This window comes from Bradyrhizobium sp. CCBAU 51765 (assembly GCF_015291725.1).
Taxonomy (GTDB): Bacteria; Pseudomonadota; Alphaproteobacteria; order Rhizobiales; family Xanthobacteraceae; genus Bradyrhizobium; species Bradyrhizobium liaoningense.
On sequence record NZ_CP030038.1, the window covers coordinates 1,548,184 to 1,568,823 of the forward strand.

The window sequence follows — 20,640 nt, forward strand, 5'->3', positions numbered from 1 at the left end:
AAGACGGCAGCTTCAGCCTGCTGCGCGTTCGAGGCGGAGGTCCTCATCCGCCCACGCGCAACGGCTGCCTCCGGCACGTTTGGCTGCGTAGAGGGCGCGGTCGACCTGCTCGAGAAGCTGCGCCGTTGCACCGGCGGTTGCAGCGCCGGCGCTGACGAGAATTCCTGCGCTCGCGCCGATGCGGACCGGAATGTCGGTCAGCAGGAACGGGATTGAAAGATCGAGAATGGCCCGGCGCGCCAGGGCGAGCGCTTCCTCGCGGCCGTCTTCCCCGGCGGTAACCGGCTTGAGTATCATGAACTCGTCGCCGCCGAAGCGCGCGGCAAGTCCGGTCCCGCCGATGCAGGCCGACAGCCGCTCCGCCACCTGGCGCAACAGATCGTCGCCAACGTGATGGCCGTGACGATCGTTGACCGGCTTGAAGCCGTCGAGGTCGATGGCGATGATCGCGAAGTTTCCGAGCGTCTCCGCCAGCGCCTGGAAGAACGCGGCGCGGTTGGGCAGTCCCGTCAGGAAATCGTGGGTCGCCTGGCGCGCCAGCCGGTGCTTTGCTTCGAGCCGCTCGACGAAGGCGGCGCTGAGATGTTTCGACGCTTCGCGCAATGTGAGCCAGAAGAACACCAGCATGATCGCGCCGAGCTTGTAGGCGAACTCGGGATGCAGCAGGCCAGCCAGGATGGTCGGCATCAACAGCACCGCGGCGGTGGTCAGGATGATCCAGGGTCGGATCGCCGCGCGCGAGACCATGCCGACGCAGAAGGACATCGAAAGGCCGAATGCGATCCAGGCGCCAGGTCCGTCGTCGAGCTGGAGCGCGCGGTAAGACAACATGCCCAGCGCAAGGCCGAAGGCGGACGCGCCGGCGCCGTAGAGCCCTTCCCAGCGGATCACGTCGGCATCGGAGAATTGCGCAGCGCGCGACTTGTAGCGGAACAGGGAGGCGATGCGGGCTGCGGCCGTGATGAAGATGAAGACCGAGATCACGGCATAGCCGGTATCGCCGCTCATCAGCGTCAGCGCGGCTGCGCCGGTCACCGACGTGACGCCAATGGCGGACACCTGCGGAAGCGACGTGTACAGGAGATCCACGAGTTCGCGCCGGATGCGCGGATCGGGATGCAGGAATCTGGACAACATTGTCAGAGTCATGGCCGGCACCATCCCTGCTTGTTCCTAATAAGGGGTAGGGAAGGGACACGGGATGATCGTTGCTGCGCAACGTCCTTAAAAAGTCGTCAATGCACAGGCTTGCTGGCGGTTTTGCACCGTGTTAGCAGCGATTGAGGCGCGCCATGGCGGCCTGATGTCCCGAATGCACCTGACATGTCCGAATTCCACGGTGTCTTTCCCTATCTCGTCTCGCCCATCGATGCCGACGGCACGGTGCGGACCAGCGTGCTCGCAAAGCTCTGCGACGACCTGATCGGCGCCGGCGTGCACGGCCTGACGCCGCTGGGCTCGACCGGAGAATTCGCCTATCTCAACGCCGAGCAACGCACGGCGATCGTGCAGACCACGATCGAGGCCGCGCGGGGCCGCGTGCCCGTCGTTGCCGGCGTCGCCTCCACCTCGACGGCGGATGCGGTGGCGCAGGCAAGGACCTGCCAGGGGCTCGGCGCCGCTGGCATCCTGGCGATCCTGGAAGCCTATTTCCCACTCGCCGATGCCCAGGTCGAATCCTACTTCCGCGCCATCGCCGATGCCGTGGACATTCCCGTCGTCATCTACACTAACCCACAATTTCAGCGTTCCGATCTCACCCTCGACGTCATTGCGCGCCTCGCCGAACATCCGCGCATCGGCTACATCAAGGATGCCTCGACCAATACCGGCCGGCTGCTCTCGATCATGAACCGCTGCGGCGATGCCTTGCGGGTCTTCTCCGCCTCGGCCCATATCCCCGCCGCAGTGATGCTGATCGGCGGCCGCGGCTGGATGGCGGGACCGGCCTGCATCATTCCGCGCCAGAGCGTCGCACTCTACGAGTTCTGCAAGGCCGGACGGTGGGACGAGGCCATGGCGCTGCAGCGCCGGCTGTGGCGCATCAACGAAGCCTTCGCCCGCTTCAACCTCGCCGCTTGCATCAAGGCGGGGCTTTCGATCCAGGGCTACGACGTCGGCGATCCCGTCCCGCCGCAGGCGCCGCTCACGGCCGAGGCAAGGAAGGTCGTGGAAACGGCGCTGCGCGAGCTGACCTAGCTGTTTGGCACGCGGCAATATGCCCCGGCACCCGTGCATGAACCGGAAAAGCCCTTACCTGCTCAACCGGGAAACTTCCGTTCGTTTGCGACGTTGCTGCGTAAGCCGGATCTGTCACCCCATGCATATGCATCCCAAGGCCGCATTCAGCACTGGAGACGGTGGTCACCGATGAATCGTCGCTATGCGATTGCCGCGGCAGCCTTCGCCGCCCTGCTGCTTGCCGTCACTGCCGCGAAGATCCTGCATGTCCCCGTCCCATGGGCGGCGCCCTCCGCACGCGCGGTCGAGCAGCGCGGTCCGCTGTCCGATGGCGAAAAGGCGACCATCGAAATCTTCGAGCGCGTGTCTCCTTCGGTCGTCCAGGTGGCGGTGAAATCCGCGGCCAATCCTCTCATGGGCGAGGAAGGCCAGGGCGGCTCTTCCGGCACGGGATTCGTATGGGATCGCGACGGGCATCTCGTGACGAACAATCACGTCGTCGCCAGTGGCGGCGAGATCGCCGTGCGCTTTGCCTCGGGAGAGGTGGCCCAGGTCGACCTCGTCGGCACGGCTCCCAATTACGATCTTGCGGTGCTGCGGATCCGCAGCGTGCGCGAGCTTCCACCGCCGGTGGCTCTCGGCAGTTCGAGCGACCTGAAGGTCGGGCAATCCGCCTTCGCGATCGGCAATCCCTTCGGACTGGATCAATCGATGACGAGCGGCATTATCAGCGCGCTCAAGCGCAGGCTTCCGACCCATGGCGGCCGGGAGATTGCCAATGTCATTCAGACCGATGCCGCGATCAACCCCGGCAATTCGGGCGGACCGTTGCTCGACTCTGCCGGCCGGCTGATCGGCGTCACGACGGCGATCATATCGCCCTCGGGTTCGAACGCCGGCATCGGCTTCGCGGTCCCGGTCGACGTCGTGAACCGGATTGTGCCCGAGCTCATTCGCAACGGTCGCGTGCCGACACCTGGCATCGGCATCGTGGCCGCCGGCGAGGACGTTTCGACCCGGCTTGGCGTCGAAGGGGTGATCGTGGTGCGGACGGCCCCCGGCAGCCCTGCCGAGCGGGCGGGAATCCGCGGTGTCAATTTTTCGACTGGAGCGGTCGGAGACATCATCACCGCGGTCGAGGGCAAGCCGGTGCGTCGCCTCTCCGACCTGACCGATGCGCTCGAACAGGCCGGCGCTGGCAAGACCGTTCGCCTCACCGTCAAGCGGGGCTCGGACACCCGTGACGTGAATATGGGCATCATCGACATCGATAGGTCCTAGCCGGCCGATTCGCGCCAGCAAAGGGGCTCTGACGCGCATTGCAGATGTGCCAGGGCTCGGTTGTCTGGCCCGCAAAATCGGTTAAAACCGCCGCGGTCGTTTTCCGGATTTCGAGGACATAACGGAATGAACATTCTTCCCGGCAATTTGCGTTTCGGAGCGGGCCAGCCCGTCAAGCGTTTGGAAGACCAGAGGCTGCTCACCGGGAAGGGACAGTTCATCGACGACAAGCCGGAGGACGGCGCGCTGTGGTTGCACGTGCTGCGTTCGCCGCACGCTCACGCGAAGATCGTCTCGATCGACACCAGCGCCGCGGCCGGAATGCCTGGCGTCACCGCAATCTACACCGGCGCCGACCTCGTCAAGGACGACGTCGGCAGCATCCCGACACTCAACATCTTCAAGCGCCCCGACGGCAAGCCGATGACCGTGCCGCCGCGCCGGCTGCTGGCCCACGAGATCGTGCGCTACGCCGGGGAGGCCGTGGCCGCAGTGGTGGCTTCATCGCGCGCGGAGGCGCAGAGCGCCGCCGAAGCGATCGCCGTCGAGTACGACGTTCAGCCCGCGGTGGTCGATCCCGTCGAGGCCGTGAAGCCCGGCGCGCCCGTGGTGTGGCCGGAGGCGCCCGACAACATCGTCGGCGCCATGAGCTATGGCGATGCGGCCAAGGTGGACGAGGCTTTTGCCAAGGCGGCGCATACCGTCGAGCTCGATCTCGTCAGCCAGCGCCTCGTGCCTTCCGCGATGGAGCCCCGCTCGACCATTGCCGAGATCGACAAGAAAACAGGCCGTCTTCTGCTGCATGTGCAGTCGCAGACCCCTGCGTCGACCCGCGACGTGCTGGCGGAAGCCGTGCTGAAGCGTCCGAAGGACAGCGTCCGCGTGCTGGTCGGCGATATCGGCGGCGGCTTCGGCCAGAAGACCAACCTCTATCCGGAGGACGGCATCGTGGCCTACGCCGCGACCAAGCTGAACAGGAAGATCCGCTGGCGCGGCGACCGCACCGACGAATTCGTCGGCGGCACCCATGGCCGCGATCTCACCTCCACGGCGGCTTTCGCGCTGGACGAGAAGGGCAAGGTGCTGGCCTATCGCGTCAAGTCGATCGGCTGCACCGGTGCGTACTCCTCGGGTGCGGCGAACATCATCCCGCTGGTGCTCGGGCCCTTCGTCCAGACCGGCGTCTACGATCTGCCGCTGGTGCATTTCGAGGTGAAGTCGGTGATGACGCACACCGCCCCGGTCGGCGCCTATCGTGGCGCGGGGCGCCCCGAGGCTGTCTTCATCGTCGAGCGCCTGTTCGACGCGGCCGCGCGAAAGATCGGCATGGATCCGCGCGCGATCCGCAAGGCCAACTACATCAAGCCGGCGCAGCTGCCGTACACGAATGCGGCGGGCCAGGTTTACGATTCCGGCGCCTTCGCGCATATGCTCGATCGCGCCGTGAAGCTCGCCGACTGGGACGGCTTTGCCGCGCGCAAGAAGGCGGCGAAGAAGAAGGGCCTGCTCTACGGCCGCGGACTCACCTCCTACATCGAATGGACCGGCGGCCGCGCGCACACCGAAAAGGTCAGCCTGCACGCGACCTCGCAAGGGCGCGTCGTGCTGCATTCCGGCACCATGGCGATGGGGCAGGGCTTGCAGACCACCTACACGCAGATGATCTCCGACACGCTCGGCATTCCCATGGACAAGATCGACGTGGTCCAGGGCGACACCGATCTCGCCATGGGCTTCGGCAGCGTCGGCTCGCGTTCGCTGTTCGTCGGCGGCACGGCGGTCGCGGTGTCCTCCAATGACCTGATCCAGAAGGCGCGCGAGAAGGCGGCTAACGTGCTCGAGACCTCGGTCGAGGACATCGAGTACCAGGGCGGCATGCTCACCGTGGTCGGCACCGACCGCCGCATCAGCCTGTTCGATCTCGCCGAGAAGGAAAACGGCGCCAGGCTCAGCGTCGATTCCGAAGGTGAGGTCGACGGGCCGAGCTGGCCGAACGGCACCCATATCTGCGAGGTCGAGATCGACCCCGAGACCGGTGTGTCCAAGGTGGTGCGCTACACCACGGTCGACGATGTCGGCGTCGCCGTGAACCCGATGCTGGTGACGGGGCAGATCCACGGCGGCGTGGCGCAGGGCATCGGCCAGGCGCTGTACGAAGGCGTGTCCTACGATGCCGACGGCCAGCTCCTCACCGCCAGCTACCAGGACTACTGCATCCCGCGCGCCGACGACGTCCCGCCGATCGAGGTGACGCTGGACGATTCCGCGCCCTGCCGCACCAATCCGCTCGGCGCAAAAGGCTGCGGCGAATCCGGCGCCATCGGCGGCCCGCCCTGCGTCACCAACGGCGTGATGGACGCACTCGCCGAACTCGGCATCACCCAGCTCAACACGCCCCTGACGCCGCAGAAGATCTGGCAGGCGATCAGGGACGCGAAGGCGGGTTAGCACCGTCATTGCGAGCCACCGGGTCCGCGCCAAGCGCGGCCCGATGACAGGCTCCGCGAAGCAATCCAGTCTTTCCGCGGAAAGATCCTGGATTGCTTCGTCGCAAGAGCTCCTCGCAAAGACGGAGGAGAGAGCCGTAGCCCTTAAATCCCCAGCATCATCTTCGCGATGATGTCGCGCTGGATCTCCGACGTGCCGCCGAAGATGGTATAGGCGCGGCCGTTGAGATATTCCGGCATCACCGTCAGCATCTCCTCGGGCGTCGCCGGCTCGTGGTTGAGCTTGTAGAGCGGGCGCATCGGCTCGACGGCGAGCGCGTCGTGGCCGATCACGTCGGCGCCCAGCCGCGTCACGGCCTGGCGGATCTCGCTGTTGCGCAGCTTCAGGATCGACGACACCGCGCCGGGATTCTGCCCGGTCTGCAGCGCCGAGAGCACGCGCAGCTCGGTCATCTCCAGCGCGTCGATGTCGACCTCGACCTCGGAGATGCGCGTTGCGATGTCGGGGCTGTCGATGGCGCGGCCCGTGAGGTCGGACTCGGCGAGATCGGCGATCGCCTTCAATCCCTCGCGCAGCTTGGACGAGGCGATGCCCGCGCCGCGTTCGAACTCGAGCAGATATTTGCCGTAGGTCCAGCCCTTGCCTTCCTCGCCGACGCGGTTGGCCACCGGCACGCGCACGTCGTCGAAGAATACCTGGTTGACCTCGTGGTCGCCGCCGATGGTCAGGATCGGGCGCGTGGTGATGCCCGGCGTCTTCATGTCGATCAGGATGAAGCTGATGCCGTCCTGCTGCCGCGAGCCGTCGCTGGTGCGCACCAGCGCGAACATGCGGTTGGCGTGGTGGGCGTGCGTGGTCCAGATCTTGGTGCCGTTGATGATATAGTCGTCGCCGTCGCGCACCGCGCGCGTCTTCAGGGACGACAGGTCGGAGCCGGAGCCGGGCTCGGAATAGCCCTGGCACCAGTAATCCTCGCCGGAGAGAATCCGCGGCAGGTAGAAGTTCTTCTGCTCCGGCGAGCCGAAGCCGATGATGACGGGCCCGACCATCTTCACGCCCATCACGTTGACGTTGGGCACGCCGGCGCGCGCGGATTCGGTCTCGAAGATCCAGCGCTGTGCCGGCGTCCAGTCCGGCCCGCCATATTCGATCGGCCAGCCTGGCGCTCCCCAACCCTGGCGGTGCAACGCGCGCTGCCAGGCCATGCCGATGTCAGGGTCGGAGAACACCGAGGGCGTCAGCGCAGTCGCGCGCTTCATCTCGTCGGTGAGGTTCTTCGCAATGAAGCTGCGCACCTCACTCTGGAAAGCGCGCTCCTCGGCATTGAAACTGAGGTCCATGAGGCTCTCCCGGTGTCAGGCCCTGCGGCCGAGCTCGGCGTGGCGGGCATAATGGTGCGCGCTGCCGCCGAACAGCGTGTCGAAGGCGACGAGCCGCTTGAAATAGGCGCCGACCTCGAGTTCCTCGGTGACGCCCATGCCGCCATGGAGCTGGATCGACTGCTCGCCGACGAAGCGCGCGCATCTGCCGATCTTCGCTTTCGCGCCCGATGCAGCCCGGGCACGCTCGATCGGCGCAGCATCCACCTTCAGGGCGGCCCGCAGCGCCATCGAGCGGGCCTCGTCGACCTGCATCGCCATGTCGGCGAGGCGGTGGCGGATCACCTGGTTGGCGGAAAGCGGCCGGCCGAATTGCTTTCGGATCTTGGTGTATTCCAACGTCGTGTCCAGCAGCGTCTGCATGATGCCGACGGCTTCCGCACCCAATGCTGCCATGGCGCGGTCGACGGCCCATTCGATCGCAGGCAGAGCATCGCTGCCGTCACCGAGCAGCACGTCTTCCGGCAGATGCACGTCGAACAGCTCGATGTTGCAGGCACGTCCGCCGCCAAGACGCGGATAGTCGCTGATGACGAGGCCCGGCGTCGTCGCCTGCACGAGGAACAGGCCGATCCGCCCCGACGGCCCTCGGTGATCATGGATGTGCGCGGAGACGATGATCTGGTCGGCGGCATGTCCGTCGAGCACGGCGACCTTGCTGCCGGCAAGGCGCCAGCCTTGCGCTGTCTTGTTGGCGCTGGTCGTGACCTTGGCAAGATCGAACCGGGCCGCGCGCTCGGAATGCGCAAAGGCAAGCTTCAGTGATCCGTCCGCCACCTTGGGCAGGCTTGCCTGCCTCTGCTCGATGGTGCCGCATCTGGCGATCAGCGCCGCGCCTAGCACCGCGGTTGCGACATAAGGCTCCGACACCAGCCCGCGACCGAAGGCTTCCATCAAGATGCCGATCTCGACCGCGCCGCCGCCGAGCCCGCCGAACTCCTCGGGAAGCGGCAGCGCCAGCCAGCCGAGCTCGGCGAATTGCTTCCACACCGACGGGCTGAAGCCGAGCGGGTCGTTCGCCATCTTGCGGCGGTGATCGGCATCGTAGCTCTCGGCCACGAAGCGGTCCGCGCTTTCGCGCAGCAATCTTTGCTCGTCACTCAGATTGAGGTCCATCGCGTCTACTCCGCGGCCGCCGGCGGCTTGCGCACGGAGGGATGCAGTCCGGAGGGATCGACGATCATGCCGAACTCCTGGAGATTATGGGCGTGGCAGAGCTGGTGCAGTGCGAAAGCCTGGTCGATCGCGGCCGGCTGGCCCATCACGTCGACCGAACGGTTCACCGCTTCCTTGGTCAGCTTCAACGCGAAGGACGGTTTTGCCGCGATCCGGCGCGCCAGCTCCAGCACGCGCGAAGACAATTCCGCGCGCGGCACGACCTGGTTGACCATGCCAAGCTGGTGCGCCTCCTGCGCGCTCCAGCTGTCGGCCGTGAACAGGAACTCCTTGGCCTTGCGCGGGCCGAGTTCCCAGGGGTGCACGAACCATTCGACGCCGCAGACGCCCATGGTGACGACGGGGTCGCAGAACTGCGCATCGTCGCTGGCGACGATGAGGTCGCAGGCCCAGGCCAGCATCAGCCCGCCGGCGATGCACTTGCCATGCACCTCGGCGATGACAGGCTTGGCGAGGTTGCGCCAGCGCCGCGTGATCTGGAGATATATTTCCTGCTCGCGCGCGAAGCGGCCGTGGGCGCCGGCTTCGGCGAAACCGCCCCAATGTCCGATCGGCGGAAAATCGACGCCTGCGGCATTCTTGCCGCCCGCGCGCAGGTCATGGCCGGATGAGAAGTGCGGCCCATTGCCGGCGAGGATGATCACCTTGACCGCATCGTCCTGCACCGCCGCGTCGAAAGCGGCATTGAGGTCGTAGGTCATTTGCAGGTTCTGCGCGTTGCGCGCCTCGGGCCGGTTCATCACGACCCGGGTGATCGCCGGATCCGGCCTCTCCACGAGGATGGTCTCGAACGAGGACATGGCGTCTCCTCCGGCGTTTCCGCTTTTGTTTTGCCGGAGTTGACTATGTCGGCCTCGGATAGGCAAGAGGCTTGCGTCAGCCGGCTGCTTTTCGAGCGCTCTGGCGTCTCGCGTGCTCGATCTGGTAGTTTGCGCCGGATTCCACCGGGAGAAATTTGATGCGCAAGATCCTGACCGTGCTGGCGGCGCTGGCCTCGCTGAGCCTGACCAATTGCGGCTACAACGCGATCCAGAGTGAGGACGAGCAGATCAAGGCCGCCTGGTCCGAGGTCGTGAACCAGTATCAGCGCCGCGCCGATCTCGTGCCCAATCTCGTCAACTCGGTGAAGGGTTTTGCCCAGCAAGAAAAGGACGTGCTGCTCGGTGTCACCAACGCCCGGGCCAAGGTCGGCAGCATCCAGGCGACCCCCGAGGTGCTGAACGATCCCGCCGCCTTCCAGAAATTCCAGGCCGCCCAGGGCGAGCTCTCCAGCGCATTGTCGCGGCTGCTGGTCGTCACCGAGAACTATCCGCAGCTGAAGTCCGATGCCTTGTTCAAGGACCTGATGTCGCAGCTCGAAGGCACCGAGAACCGCATCACCGTGGCGCGCAACCGCTACATCAAGTCGGTGCAGGACTATAACGTCACCATCCGCTCGTTCCCGAGCAACCTCACCGCCATGATGTTCGGCTACAAGGAGAAGCCGAACTTCTCGGTCGAGAACGAGAAGGCGATCTCGACCGCGCCGAAGGTGGACTTCAACCCGGCCCCGGCGCCATCGAAGTAAGCGCGTTCGCCTCTCATGCGCGCCCCACACACTGCTGTCATTCCCCGCGAAGGCGGGGAATCCAGTACGCCGCGGCTTCTCGGTTCAGGCACGGCTGCCTCTGGAGTACTGGATCGCCCGCTTTCGCGGGCGATGACGGCAGGTTTGTTGCGGGCGATAGCGGTCATCGCACTCTTCCTTGCCTTCGCGCTCCCCACCCACGCCGACGTCGCCGTCCCCCAGCTCACCGGCCGCGTGGTCGATCAAACCGGCACGCTCTCCAGCAGCGACGTCGCCACGCTGTCGCAGAAGCTGCAGGACTTCGAGAGCCGCAAGGGCAGCCAGATCGCGGTCCTGATCGTGCCGACCACCCAGCCGGAGACGATCGAGCAGTTCTCGATCCGTGTCGCGGAGGCCTGGAAGATCGGCCGCAAGAAGGTCGACGACGGCGCGATCCTCGTCGTCGCCAAGAACGACCGGCGCTTGCGTATCGAGGTCGGCTATGGCCTCGAAGGTGCGCTGACCGACGTCACGTCAAGGCGCATCATCGACGAGGTCATCACACCGAAATTCAGGACAGGCGATTTTGCCGGCGGCATCTCCGACGGCGTCGATCGGATGATCCGGGTGGTTGACGGCGAGCCGCTGCCGGTTCCCTCGCCGACCGTCCATTTCGGCAATCTGGACGACCTTGCGCCTCTTTTCATCGTGACGCTGTTCGTCTCGATCGGTGTCGGCGGGTTCTTCCGGGCCGTGCTGGGCCGGCTGCTCGGATCATTGACGACCGGAGGCATCATTGCCGCGCTGACCTGGCTCATTCTCGGCTCCGCCGCGCTCGCCGCGGCCCTCGGAGTCCTCGGCTTCATCATCGGATTTGTCGCCGATCTGTTTTCGGCGATGACGCCGGGCACGGGCCGCTCGCGCGGCAGCTCGTGGTCGAGCGGCTCTTCGGGCGGATGGAGCAGCGGATCGTCGAGTAGCGGCGGCTTCAGCGGCGGCGGGGGCAGTTTCGGCGGCGGCGGCGCCTCGGGGAGCTGGTAGCGATCATGGGCATCAAGCGCATTGCCAGGCATCTCGTGCAGCATCATTGGCGGGCGAAGCAGATTTTCCCGCAAGCCGTGCTCGATCGCATCGAGCAGGCGGTCAAGCGCGGCGAGGCCACCCATTCCGGTCAGGTCCGCTTCGTCGTCGAAGGCGCGCTTGACGGAGCGCCGCTGTTCCGTAACCAGCCGGCGCGCGAGCGCGCACTCGACGTGTTCTCGCACTTGCGTATCTGGGATACCGCGCACAACAACGGTGTCCTGATCTATCTGCTGCTCGCCGACCGTGACGTCGAGATCGTCGCCGATCGCGGCATCGATGCGAAGGTCGGTGCTGAAGGGTGGGAGAGCATCTGCCGCGCAATGGAGGCCGAGTTCAGGTCGGGCCGGTTCGAGCGCGGCGTGATCGGCGGCATCGAGGCGGTGTCGCGCGAGCTGGCCCGGCATTTCCCGCCGCAGGGCCCGCCATCGAACGAGCTGCCGGATGCGCCGGTGGTGATGTGACGGATAGTGATGTGAACAGAGCGGGCGCCGCTCACTCCGTCATTGCGAGGAGCCCTTGCGACGAAGCAATCCAGACTGCTGCTGCGGAAAGACTCTGGATTGCTTCGCTCCGCTCGCAATGACGATGTGGATGCGACGTGCTCAACTCTCTGACCGTCACCCTGAGGCGCTCGCCTCTTCCGCGAGGCTCGAAGGGCGACGGCCCGGCTGCGGCAGCTGGGCCGTTCATCCTTCGAGGCTCCGCGCGCACTGCTTCGCAGCACACGCCTCGCGCCTCCAGCGACAACGGCTTCGCCGTTGCGCGGGCATGACGGGTTGGGAGTTGCGCCGTGCTTCGTACATTCCGCCGCCGTTCATCTTCCCCCGGTTACAAATTGTTTCACACCCGCCACGCCGGTTCCATTTTCCCGGCCCAATTCGGCCCCGGATCAATTCCTAAAGTTTCGGTAAGCGGGTCCGAAGGTAAGGATTTCGCAAGCAATGAAAGTTACCAAAAGGTCAATCCAGACTGGAGTATTTGAGCCGTGAGCGAACCAATGCCCGACCAGGCTGCCCAGGATTCCGGTGCTGCCGACGCAGCGCCGCCGGCCCTCGCGGTTGCCGCCGGTATCGACGCCCCCTCGATCGCCCCCGACCACGAGGCGCCGCCCAAGCCGGATCCGGTCAAGGCGGATGCTCCCAAAGTCGAGCCGCCGCGGATCGACGTGCCGAAACTCGAAGCGAAAGCCGAACCCAAAGCCGAACCCGAGCCAAAGCCGGGCAAGCTGATCGTCATGGCGCCCTCGGACCGGTCCTGGGACCGCGAGGACTTCGCCCCCCATGTGAAGGCGGACGAGCCGCGCGAGACCGGAGGCAAGCGCCGCTTGTCTGCGATGGCCGCGGTGGTGGCGATCGCCGCCAGCGTCGGCGCGATCAGCGGGGCGCTTGCGACCGCCGGCATGATGCGTTTCGCCGCCCCGGCCCAGGCGCCGGTGCAGGTCGCCGACACCAGCGCGCTGGATGCTTCGGTCGCCCGGATCGATGCCGACCTTGTCGCGCTGAAGGCCAATGTCGAGCAGAGCTCGAAAACCGGCGTCAGCCAGTTCAACCGGACCAACGACCGCCTCGACAAGCTCGAGAAGGCGCAGGCCGAGCCGCTGGCCAAGATCGCAAAACTGTCCGAGACCGTCGATAAGCTCCGCGCCACGCCGGCCGCAGCGTCCGCGCAGGCTGCAGCAGCTCCCGCCAGGGAGACCACCGGCTCGATCGCGCCGACCCAGGTTGCGACCGCCGCAGCGGCACCGGCGCCTGCCGCGCCCAAGACCGAGGTCGGGCGTCTGCCGACGATCGAAGGCTGGAGGCTGCGCAATGCCGGCAATGGCGGCGCGCTGATCGAGGGCCGCGACGGGCTGTACGAGGTCTACCCCGGCGATCCCATCCCCGGCGTCGGCCGCGTCGATGCGATCCGTCGTCAGGACGGCCGCTGGGTGGTCGTCACCAGCAGGGGCCTGATCGTGTCGCGCTGAGCGCCCGCTATCGACTTTTAAAGAGGCGCTTCACCACCATGTGAGGCGCCTTTTTACTTGAATAGGCGTCCCTGCGCGGTGTTACCTGAGGCATGAGCCGCGCGTTGCGAATTCTCGTTGCTGCCGCCGCATTGTTGGGCGGCGTCGCTTCGCTATTCGCGGCGGAGACCACAGCGCTGACGCGCGGCACTGCGATCACCGATCCCGATCTCCTGCGCAAGCTCGACCAGAACAATACGCTGACGATCTCGCGTCTGCTCTCGCCGGAGCGGAGCGCGGACGCCCCGCTCACGACCGACCTGATGTTCGCGTCGCTGCCACAGCTGAAAGAGATTCCGCCCGCGATCGATGCGGAATTCGACCGCTATATCGCTCGGTACAAGGCGGCATATCCGACCGAAGCCATCGGCGTCGGCGAGGGCTTCGACGTGCAATTGTTCGACCGCGCCAATCTGAAATCGCGCGACACGCGTTTCGTGCTGGCCGGGATCGTGAACCGAATGGACCGCGCCTATGTGTCGGAAGAGTCCTGCGGCGAGATCCGGCTGATCTACCGTCTTGCCCGTTTCGACAGCAGGCCCGATGGCGGCAAGACCGCAACGCGCCTGCCGATGACGCTCAACCTCGTGATGAAGGCACGCGATCCGCGTCAGACCGATGCGAACGGCAGGCCGGTCACCTGCGCCGAGGTTGCCCGGCGCTGGCTCGACAATGGCGATTGGCAAGGGTTGATCGGCAGTCGTATCCAATCTTACGACGCCATGCTCGACCGCATCGAGACCAACATCCAGGTCTCGGTGGCGCCGAAATCGGCGCTGCACGATTTCCGCTCCGACTATCTGCTCAAGGTGTTCAAGTACGACGCTGCCACCAAGACGTTCGAGGAATCGCCGCTGGAGAACCAGATCGACCGCGACAGGATCCTCGCCGACGATGCGCTCCGGCGCGACTTCAAGGCCTGGCTGCTCGCGCCCGATCATCTGCGCGAGTTCGATCGCGGCACCGTGCTGATCCCGGAGAAATTCCTCGCCAGGGCCGCGGTGGTGCCGACTCCCGCCGGCCTCGATGCCTCGGCGCTGCAGCCCGAGTTCGGCATGATGCAAGGAGAGGGACAAGCGGAAGGCAAAGGCGATCCCGTTTTCACTGACAATGACGTGGTTAGCGCGTTGAAGCAGGCGGCGGCACGCGGCGCCGACATGCAGAATGTCCGCTCGGTCGCCGGTTTCCAGCGCCGTCTCAACGACGTCACCTGCGCCGGCTGCCACCAGACCCGCGGCATCGGCGGCTTTCATTTCCCTGGCGTCGATTGGCTTGCGGACAACCCGTCCAATTCCGCCATCGTGCCGGCCTCGCCGCATTTCTTCGGCGACCAGCTCCGCCGCCGCGACATTCTGACCGCGTTTGCCTCCGGCAAACGACCTGATTTCTCACGCGGATTTGCCAGCCGGCCGCAGACCCGCGGAGGTAAGGAACTCGCCGGCACCGAATATCAGGACGGCTGGGGCGCGCATTGTTCCCTGCAGGATGCGGGATCGGGAACGCCGGACAGGAGTTTTACGTCATGGAGCTGTGCTAACGGTCTTACCTGTCAGGCTGCCGCGGCCTCGCGCCGCATCGGCATGTGCTTCATCAAGACGCGTTAGCGCGCAAGATAAAGCCAACAAGCGATTTGGATGATCCATGACGAATACCGGCGAAGCCAACAAGGAGCGCAATCGCGAGATTGCGCGCAATGAGGAAGCCAAGCAGGTCGCCGGCAGCACCCGCGTCAGCATCTGGGCCATCGCGACGGCCGTCATCATCGGCGGGATTTTGTTTACGCTTGGCTGGCTGGCGCTTCGCTAGGTGGCGCCTCACTTCGCGTAGTTCGTCATCCGCTTGCCCGGCAGCAGCTCATAGGCCGGCTTCCAGCCGGGCAGCGCGGCCATGCGGCCGAGCCAGGCGTGGATGGCGGGATGGCTCGCCGCGAAATCGAAGCCGTGCTCGTCGCTCGGATAGTGCAGATAGGCCATCATCGAGATGTCGGCGACCGTCGGCCTCGCCCCGATCGCGAAGTCATTGTGCTGGAGATGCCCGTCGAGGATGCCGAGGAAGTCCTCGAGCCGCCGGCGAAAATACTTCAGCACCTGCAGATCGTTCTTCTCGGTGAAGGCGCGCATGAAGCGGTAGGTCGCCATGTAGCCGGTGAGCTTGTGGTTGTCCCAGAACAGCCAGCGCAGCAGCTCGAACCTCTCGTCCTCCGTCTCGGCGCCGAAACGGCCGTATTGCTCGGCCAGTTTCAGCAGCAGCGGTGCGGTCTGTGTCATCTTTACGCCGTCGATCTCGAGCACCGGGATCTCGCCCATTTCGTTCACGGCCTGGCGCCATTCCGCCGTGCGCGTGACGCCGCCGGCGAAATCGGTCCACACGGGCTCGAACGTCTCGCCGCAGAGCGTCAGCATCAGCGCCAGCTTGTAGCTGTTGCCTGACTCGGGGAAATAGTGAAGGCGATAGCTGGGCATTGAATACTCCTTGCCTTCGGGGGCTCGAACAACGAGAGTACGTATGATCCGGATAGCAGAACATTTGTTCTGCCGTGCGTCAAGAGCTGGATGCTGGGGGCCGCATGAGCAAGGAATCAAAGACAGGGTCGGGCGAGCGCGAGCGGTCCCTGATGCAGGCGACGCTGCGCATCATTGGGCGACATGGGCTTGACGGCGTGACCCACCGGGCGGTCGCCGCCGAGGCCAAGGTCTCGCTCGGCGCGGTCACGCATCATTTCGGAACCCGTGATGCGCTGGTCGAGGCGGCCCTGCAGTTCGCTTTGGCGCGCGAAATCGGCAGGCTGCGTGCGTTGGCTCTCAGCCTTCAGGACAAGGCGTTCGAGGTGGAGGCCTGGATCGAGGCGCTGGTCGATTTCTACGTCCGCGAGATCAGCACAGAAGCCGAGACGCATATCGCCTGCTATGAGGCCTTCCTGGCCGCCGCGAGGCAAGAGCACTATCGGCCCGTGGTCGCCGAGTGGTTCGACACGTGGCGGCAGAGTGCGGAGCTTGCGCTGAAAGCTGCGAAGTCACGAAACCCACGCCGCCACGCCGAGTTGTTCGTCTCGGCGCTGATTGGCTTGCTCTTTCGCCAGCTCGCCGCGCCCAGAGCCGGCTTCCGCCGTGAGGCGAAGGCGGAGCTGTTGGAGCTGGTGGGCGGCTTGATCGCGCGGAACTAACGCCGGCGCGCCGGCCTATCCCACCGCCCCGTTCGACCGCAGCTGCTTGATCGCCGCCTCGTCGTATCCCGCTCCGCGCAAAATTTCGTCACTGTGCTCGCCGACGGCGGGCGGCTTGCGCGGCTGCACCTTCTTCGCGCCGTCGATCCAGATCGGGCTGTTGATGGTGAGCATGGTGTCGTTCTCGAACGGCACCAGCACCTCGTTGTCGAGCATCTGCTTGTCGTTCGGGATGTCGTCGAGAATGGCAACGACGCCGAACACGAGGCCGTTTCCGTCGAGGATCTCCCGCCATTCGGCGAGATTCCTGGTCGCGAAAGTGTCGTCCAGAATCCTGATCAGTTCGACCGAGCGGGCGTGACGGTCGGCCTTGGTGGCGAAGCGGGGATCGTTGATCAAATCCTCGCGTCCGAGGCAGCGGGCCAGCGTCGGAAACTGCTTCTCCTCGTTGAGCAGCGACAGGATCAGCCAGCGACCGTCCTTGCACTGATAGTGGTTGGCGACCGCGTTCAGCGCGCGCTCGCGTGGCCGTCGCTCGCCGAACTTGGAGCCGCAGAGCTTTGCCTGCGCCAGCACGCTCGCCGCCCACACCCCGTTCGCCATCAAATTGGAGGCGACGTGCGAGCCCTTGCCGGTCTTCTCGCGCTGGTAGAGCGCGGTGACGATGGCGCCGTAGAACGCCATGGCGCAGGGATGGTCGCCCATGCCGGCGACCGAGCGCGCCGGCGTGGTGTCGGTGTCGGCGCGGACGAGGTCCATCAGGCCGGAGCGGGCCCAATAGGCGTTGCTGTCGAAACCGGGCTTGTTGGCTTCCTCGCCCTTCTCGCCATAGCCGGTGAAGGACGCATAGATCAGCCGGTCGTTGAGATGGGCGAGATGGTCGTAGGTGATGCCGAGCTTGGCGCGCACCGGCGGCGGCATGTTGGTGATGAAGACGTCGGCCTCTTCCACCAGCTTGTAAAGCACGGCCTGCGCTTCGGGCTTGGATAGATCGAGTGCGATGCTCTTCTTGTTGCGGGCCTCCAGCAGCCAGGCGAAATTGTGTTCGCCGGTCGGATAGCCCGGCAAATTGGGCAGGTTGCGGTAGGGGTCGCCGGCGCCGGGCGGCTCGATCTTGATCACGTCTGCGCCGAAATCCGACAGCACGGTCGCCGCCGCCGGTGCTGCGATGAAGCTGGCGCAGTCCAGAACCTTCAGCCCCGCAAAAATGCCCTTGTCCATCGCGGCGTTGCTCCCTCGCTCTTGTCGTTTCCCGCGCGCTGGAATTGGCGCGGGCCGGTGATGGGAGCATTAGACCGATGTTTCCGCGGGATGCAACGGCGCCGGGCGCAGGGCCTCACTCCTCCCCCGCAAGCAATGCAGCATTGCCGCCGGCTGCTGCGGTGTTGATTGTCACCGTCTGCTCGGTTGCAAAGCGCGCGAGGTAGTTCGGGCCACCGGCCTTCGGGCCGGTTCCGGACAGGCCGTTGCCGCCGAACGGCTGCACGCCAACCACGGCGCCGATCATGTTGCGGTTGACGTAGATGTTGCCGACCTGGGTGCGGTCGATGATCGCCTCGATGGTGTCGTCGATGCGGGAATGGACGCCGAGGGTGAGCCCGTAGCCGGTGCGCTCGATCGCATGCAGGACGCGTTCGAGGTTCTCGGCGCGATAGCGTACGACATGAAGGATCGGGCCAAACACCTCCTCGGTGAGCTGACCGGGCTCCCTGAGCTCGAAGATGTGCGGCGCGACGAAGCAGCCGCCCGGCGCCTGGCCTGCAAAGTGCAGCCGCGCCTCGCGCTTCATCCGCGCGATGTGCGCGTCGAGGCGCTGCTTGGCCTCCTCGTCGATCACCGGCCCGACATGGGTCGCAACGTCGGAGGGATCGCCGATCTTCAACTCGCGCGCGGCGCCCGCGATCATCTCGATCATGCGGTCGGCGACGTCCTCCTGCACGAACAGCAGCCGGAGCGCCGAGCAGCGTTGGCCGGCTGAACGGAAGGCCGAGGTCACGACGTCGTCGGCGACCTGCTCGGGCAGCGCGGTGGCATCCGCGATCATTGCGTTGATGCCGCCGGTCTCCGCGATCAGCGGCACGATCGGCCCGTCCTTGGCGGCGAGAGTCCGGTTGATCAAGCGTGCCACCTCGGTCGAGCCGGTGAAGACCACACCCGCAATGTCAGCGTGCGCGGTCAGCACGGCCCCGATGCGGCCATCGCCGGTGACGAGGTGCAGCGCGCTCTTGGGGACGCCCGCCTCGTGCAGCAGGGCCACGGCCTCGCGCGCGATGCGCGGCGTCTGCTCGGCGGGCTTTGCGACGACGCTGTTGCCGGCCATCAGCGCGGCCGTGACCTGTCCCAGGAAAATCGCCAGCGGAAAATTCCAGGGCGAGATCGCGACGAACACGCCGCGGCCGCGCAAGGTGAGCGCGTTGCTCTCGCCGGTCGGGCCCGGCATGGCAGCCTCGCCCCCGAACAGCTTGCGGCCCTGCGCGGCATAGTAGCGGCAGAAGTCGGCAGCCTCGCGCAGTTCCGACAGCGCGTCGTCAAGCGTCTTGCCGCCCTCGGCTTGCAGCAGCGCGATGAAGTGAGCGCCGCGGCTCTCCAGCAGGTGCGCGGCCTGCTCCAACGCCGCCGCGCGCGCACCCGCCGGCGTGCGGCTCCAGGCGGCAAAGCCGGCGCGTGCCGCGGCGACCGCCGCATTGGCCTGATCCGGCGAGGCATCGGCGATTGCCTCGAGGCGGGCCGTCTCGGCCCTGACGTCGGTCAGCAACCGGTCGAGCGCGGCGCGTTCGCCGAATTCGATGCCGCGCGAATTGCGCCGGTCCGGCGCGAAGAGATCGCAGGGCAATGGGATTTTTGGATGAGCCGCCGCCTGCGGCCGGACGACGGCGTCTGCCGGACGCTGCAACAGCGCAGACACCGGCACGCGATAGTCGGCGGCCTGCGCCACGAAGGACGAGTTCGCGCCGTTCTCGAGCAGCCGCCGCACCAGATAAGCGAGCAGATCACGATGGCTGCCGACCGGCGCATAGGTGCGGTAGGCGATGTCCGGGTGATCTTTTGCCAGCTGCTCGTACAGCGCTTCGCCCATGCCATGCAGGCGCTGGAATTCGAAGCCGCCGCTGCCGGCGGCAAGCTCCAGCACGGTCGCGACCGTCAGCGCGTTGTGGGTGGCGAATTGCGGGAAGATGCGGGGGCGCAAGGCCAGCAGCTTCGTCGCGCAGGCGACGTAGTTCAGATCCGTCATCGCCTTGCGCGTGAACACGGGATAGCCGCCGAGCCCGCGCTCCTGCGCGCGCTTGATCTCCGTGTCCCAATAGGCCCCCTTGACCAGCCGCACCATCAGCTTGCGATCGTGTGCGCGGGCAAGCGCATCGACATAATCGATCACCGCGCCGGCGCGCTTCTGATAGGCCTGGATGGCCAGGCCAAATCCGTCCCAACCCGCTAGCGAGGCATCGGCCAACGTGGCCGCGATCACGTCGAGCGATAGCTCCAGCCGATCGGCCTCTTCCGCGTCGACGGTGAAGTTGAGGTCATGGGCCTTGGCGCGCTGGGCGAGGTCGAGCAGCAGCGGCACCAATTCGGCCATCACGCGGCCGCGGCTGATCGCCTCGAAGCGCGGATGCAGCGCCGAGAGCTTGACCGAGATGCCGGGCCGGTCGGGCAGCGGATGGTTGCCTGCCGCCTTGCCGATCGTTTCAATGGCGCTGGCATAGGCGTCGAAGTAGCGCTTCGCATCCGCGGCCGTGCGCGCGCCTTCGCCGAGCATGTCGAAGGAATAACGCGTCTTCTGGCCGGAGCGCGGCCGGCCCCGCTCCAGCGCCTGCTCGATGGTCTCGCCCAGCACGAAATGATTGCCCATCAATCGCATCGCCTGGCGCGTGGCGGTACGGACGGCCGGTGCGCCGAGCCGCTTCACGAGTCGGCCGATGGTGCCGTCGGGCGTCTCGCCGGGCTGGATCACGCGCGCGGAGAGGCCAAGCGCCCAGGCCGAGGCGTTGACCAGGAACGCGGTGGACTTGGTCTCGTGATGGATGAAGTCGCCTTCGCCGAGCTTGTCCTCGATGAACTGGTCGGCGGTGCGCGCGTCCGGCACGCGCAGCAGCGCCTCGGCCAGCACCATCAGCGCGAGCCCCTCTTTGGTCGAGAGTGCGAACTCCCGCAGCATGTCCTCGACCCCGCCGAGCCGGTCGTCGCGCTTGCGGATCGCCTCGATCAGCCGCGTCGCGGTGCGGTCGATCCGCGCCTCCTGCGGCGGGGACAGCTGCGACGCCGGCAACAGGCGCGCGGCGATCTCGGTGTCGTCGGAGGCGTAAGGAGCGGAGAAGGGAGGCGGGGAGTTCGGCATAACGTGTCCTGTGGCTGAATGACAGGATAAGGCCAACGTTAC

Annotated in this window: 17 protein-coding genes; 10 read left to right on the forward strand and 7 right to left on the reverse strand. The window is 66.1% G+C overall.

The annotated features are described in order from the left end of the window. Positions 1 to 12: 12 nt before the first annotated feature. Positions 13 to 1,161 carry a diguanylate cyclase domain-containing protein gene (locus tag XH96_RS07265; RefSeq protein WP_371739995.1) on the reverse strand — a complete coding sequence of 383 codons (1,149 nt, stop codon included), beginning with the start codon at positions 1,159 to 1,161 and terminating at the stop codon, positions 13 to 15. A gap of 162 nt (positions 1,162 to 1,323) precedes the next feature. Here XH96_RS07265 and XH96_RS07270 point away from each other — a divergent pair, with 162 nt between their 5' ends. From XH96_RS07270 to XH96_RS07280, 3 genes are all read left to right on the forward strand, one after another. Further along, the gene (locus XH96_RS07270) at positions 1,324 to 2,199 is read left to right on the forward strand and encodes a dihydrodipicolinate synthase family protein (protein ID WP_194391789.1); all 876 of its coding nucleotides are present in this window, start codon (positions 1,324 to 1,326) and stop codon (positions 2,197 to 2,199) included. Between the two features lie 171 nt (positions 2,200 to 2,370). Further along, complete coding sequence (locus XH96_RS07275; protein WP_194391791.1) at positions 2,371 to 3,462, forward strand: S1C family serine protease; 1,092 nt, start codon at positions 2,371 to 2,373, stop codon at positions 3,460 to 3,462. Between the two features lie 126 nt (positions 3,463 to 3,588). After that, positions 3,589 to 5,910: a xanthine dehydrogenase family protein molybdopterin-binding subunit gene (locus tag XH96_RS07280; RefSeq protein ID WP_194391793.1), complete on the forward strand. Its 2,322-nt coding sequence runs from the start codon at positions 3,589 to 3,591 to the stop codon at positions 5,908 to 5,910. 143 nt (positions 5,911 to 6,053) lie between these two features. Here XH96_RS07280 and XH96_RS07285 read toward each other — a convergent pair whose 3' ends face one another. Genes XH96_RS07285 through XH96_RS07295 form a run of 3 tightly spaced genes read right to left on the reverse strand, consistent with a single transcriptional unit; the run spans position 6,054 to position 9,265 of the window. Beyond that, complete coding sequence (locus XH96_RS07285; protein WP_194391795.1) at positions 6,054 to 7,250, reverse strand: acyl-CoA dehydrogenase family protein; 1,197 nt, start codon at positions 7,248 to 7,250, stop codon at positions 6,054 to 6,056. Between the two features lie 15 nt (positions 7,251 to 7,265). Beyond that, entirely contained in the window at positions 7,266 to 8,405 is a 1,140-nt protein-coding gene (locus XH96_RS07290) for an acyl-CoA dehydrogenase family protein (RefSeq protein WP_194391797.1), read from the reverse strand. 5 nt (positions 8,406 to 8,410) lie between these two features. Further along, entirely contained in the window at positions 8,411 to 9,265 is an 855-nt protein-coding gene (locus XH96_RS07295) for an enoyl-CoA hydratase (RefSeq protein ID WP_194391798.1), read from the reverse strand. 158 nt (positions 9,266 to 9,423) lie between these two features. Here XH96_RS07295 and XH96_RS07300 point away from each other — a divergent pair, with 158 nt between their 5' ends. From XH96_RS07300 to XH96_RS07325, 6 genes are all read left to right on the forward strand, one after another. After that, the gene (locus XH96_RS07300; protein WP_024342221.1) at positions 9,424 to 10,032 is read left to right on the forward strand and encodes a LemA family protein; all 609 of its coding nucleotides are present in this window, start codon (positions 9,424 to 9,426) and stop codon (positions 10,030 to 10,032) included. Positions 10,033 to 10,164: 132 nt separating this feature from the next. Next, positions 10,165 to 11,052 (forward strand): YgcG family protein, encoded by an 888-nt coding sequence (locus tag XH96_RS07305; RefSeq protein ID WP_194391800.1) that lies wholly within the window; start codon positions 10,165 to 10,167, stop codon positions 11,050 to 11,052. 5 nt (positions 11,053 to 11,057) lie between these two features. Further along, the gene (locus XH96_RS07310; RefSeq protein ID WP_194391802.1) at positions 11,058 to 11,555 is read left to right on the forward strand and encodes a TPM domain-containing protein; all 498 of its coding nucleotides are present in this window, start codon (positions 11,058 to 11,060) and stop codon (positions 11,553 to 11,555) included. Positions 11,556 to 12,091: 536 nt separating this feature from the next. Beyond that, positions 12,092 to 13,060: a hypothetical protein gene (locus XH96_RS07315; RefSeq protein WP_194394062.1), complete on the forward strand. Its 969-nt coding sequence runs from the start codon at positions 12,092 to 12,094 to the stop codon at positions 13,058 to 13,060. 92 nt (positions 13,061 to 13,152) lie between these two features. Next, a complete protein-coding gene (locus XH96_RS07320; RefSeq protein ID WP_194391804.1) occupies positions 13,153 to 14,703 on the forward strand; it encodes a hypothetical protein in 1,551 nt (516 codons plus the stop codon). Positions 14,704 to 14,740: 37 nt separating this feature from the next. Continuing rightward, positions 14,741 to 14,905: a hypothetical protein gene (locus tag XH96_RS07325; protein WP_194391806.1), complete on the forward strand. Its 165-nt coding sequence runs from the start codon at positions 14,741 to 14,743 to the stop codon at positions 14,903 to 14,905. Positions 14,906 to 14,913: 8 nt separating this feature from the next. Here the strand turns inward: XH96_RS07325 and XH96_RS07330 are convergent, their stop codons facing one another. Next, positions 14,914 to 15,561, reverse strand: a complete 648-nt coding sequence (locus XH96_RS07330; RefSeq protein WP_194391808.1) for a glutathione S-transferase family protein — start codon at positions 15,559 to 15,561, stop codon at positions 14,914 to 14,916. A gap of 152 nt (positions 15,562 to 15,713) precedes the next feature. On the opposite strand from XH96_RS07330, the gene XH96_RS07335 reads away from it, so the two are divergent. Continuing rightward, positions 15,714 to 16,262, forward strand: a complete 549-nt coding sequence (locus tag XH96_RS07335) for a TetR/AcrR family transcriptional regulator (protein ID WP_194391810.1) — start codon at positions 15,714 to 15,716, stop codon at positions 16,260 to 16,262. 15 nt (positions 16,263 to 16,277) lie between these two features. Here the strand turns inward: XH96_RS07335 and XH96_RS07340 are convergent, their stop codons facing one another. Together XH96_RS07340 and putA are read right to left on the reverse strand one after the other, a co-directional pair. After that, positions 16,278 to 17,483 (reverse strand): CaiB/BaiF CoA-transferase family protein, encoded by a 1,206-nt coding sequence (locus tag XH96_RS07340; RefSeq protein ID WP_194391812.1) that lies wholly within the window; start codon positions 17,481 to 17,483, stop codon positions 16,278 to 16,280. A 115-nt stretch (positions 17,484 to 17,598) separates the two neighbouring features. After that, positions 17,599 to 20,598 carry a bifunctional proline dehydrogenase/L-glutamate gamma-semialdehyde dehydrogenase PutA gene (putA, locus tag XH96_RS07345; RefSeq protein ID WP_194391814.1) on the reverse strand — a complete coding sequence of 1,000 codons (3,000 nt, stop codon included), beginning with the start codon at positions 20,596 to 20,598 and terminating at the stop codon, positions 17,599 to 17,601. Positions 20,599 to 20,640: the final 42 nt, after the last annotated feature.

Coding starts and splice junctions, on each gene's coding strand:
- XH96_RS07335 (WP_194391810.1), top strand. CDS start 15,714: ATGCAGGCGACGCTGCGCATCATTGGGCGACATGGGCTTGACGGCGTG.
- XH96_RS07285 (WP_194391795.1), bottom strand. CDS start 7,250: ATGGACCTCAGTTTCAATGCCGAGGAGCGCGCTTTCCAGAGTGAGGTG.
- XH96_RS07280 (WP_194391793.1), top strand. CDS start 3,589: ATGAACATTCTTCCCGGCAATTTGCGTTTCGGAGCGGGCCAGCCCGTC.
- XH96_RS07340 (WP_194391812.1), bottom strand. CDS start 17,483: ATGGACAAGGGCATTTTTGCGGGGCTGAAGGTTCTGGACTGCGCCAGC.
- XH96_RS07305 (WP_194391800.1), top strand. CDS start 10,165: ATGACGGCAGGTTTGTTGCGGGCGATAGCGGTCATCGCACTCTTCCTT.
- XH96_RS07290 (WP_194391797.1), bottom strand. CDS start 8,405: ATGGACCTCAATCTGAGTGACGAGCAAAGATTGCTGCGCGAAAGCGCG.
- XH96_RS07320 (WP_194391804.1), top strand. CDS start 13,153: ATGAGCCGCGCGTTGCGAATTCTCGTTGCTGCCGCCGCATTGTTGGGC.
- XH96_RS07325 (WP_194391806.1), top strand. CDS start 14,741: ATGACGAATACCGGCGAAGCCAACAAGGAGCGCAATCGCGAGATTGCG.
- XH96_RS07270 (WP_194391789.1), top strand. CDS start 1,324: ATGTCCGAATTCCACGGTGTCTTTCCCTATCTCGTCTCGCCCATCGAT.
- putA (WP_194391814.1), bottom strand. CDS start 20,598: ATGCCGAACTCCCCGCCTCCCTTCTCCGCTCCTTACGCCTCCGACGAC.
- XH96_RS07300 (WP_024342221.1), top strand. CDS start 9,424: ATGCGCAAGATCCTGACCGTGCTGGCGGCGCTGGCCTCGCTGAGCCTG.
- XH96_RS07265 (WP_371739995.1), bottom strand. CDS start 1,161: ATGGTGCCGGCCATGACTCTGACAATGTTGTCCAGATTCCTGCATCCC.
- XH96_RS07295 (WP_194391798.1), bottom strand. CDS start 9,265: ATGTCCTCGTTCGAGACCATCCTCGTGGAGAGGCCGGATCCGGCGATC.
- XH96_RS07275 (WP_194391791.1), top strand. CDS start 2,371: ATGAATCGTCGCTATGCGATTGCCGCGGCAGCCTTCGCCGCCCTGCTG.
- XH96_RS07330 (WP_194391808.1), bottom strand. CDS start 15,561: ATGCCCAGCTATCGCCTTCACTATTTCCCCGAGTCAGGCAACAGCTAC.
- XH96_RS07315 (WP_194394062.1), top strand. CDS start 12,092: ATGCCCGACCAGGCTGCCCAGGATTCCGGTGCTGCCGACGCAGCGCCG.
- XH96_RS07310 (WP_194391802.1), top strand. CDS start 11,058: ATGGGCATCAAGCGCATTGCCAGGCATCTCGTGCAGCATCATTGGCGG.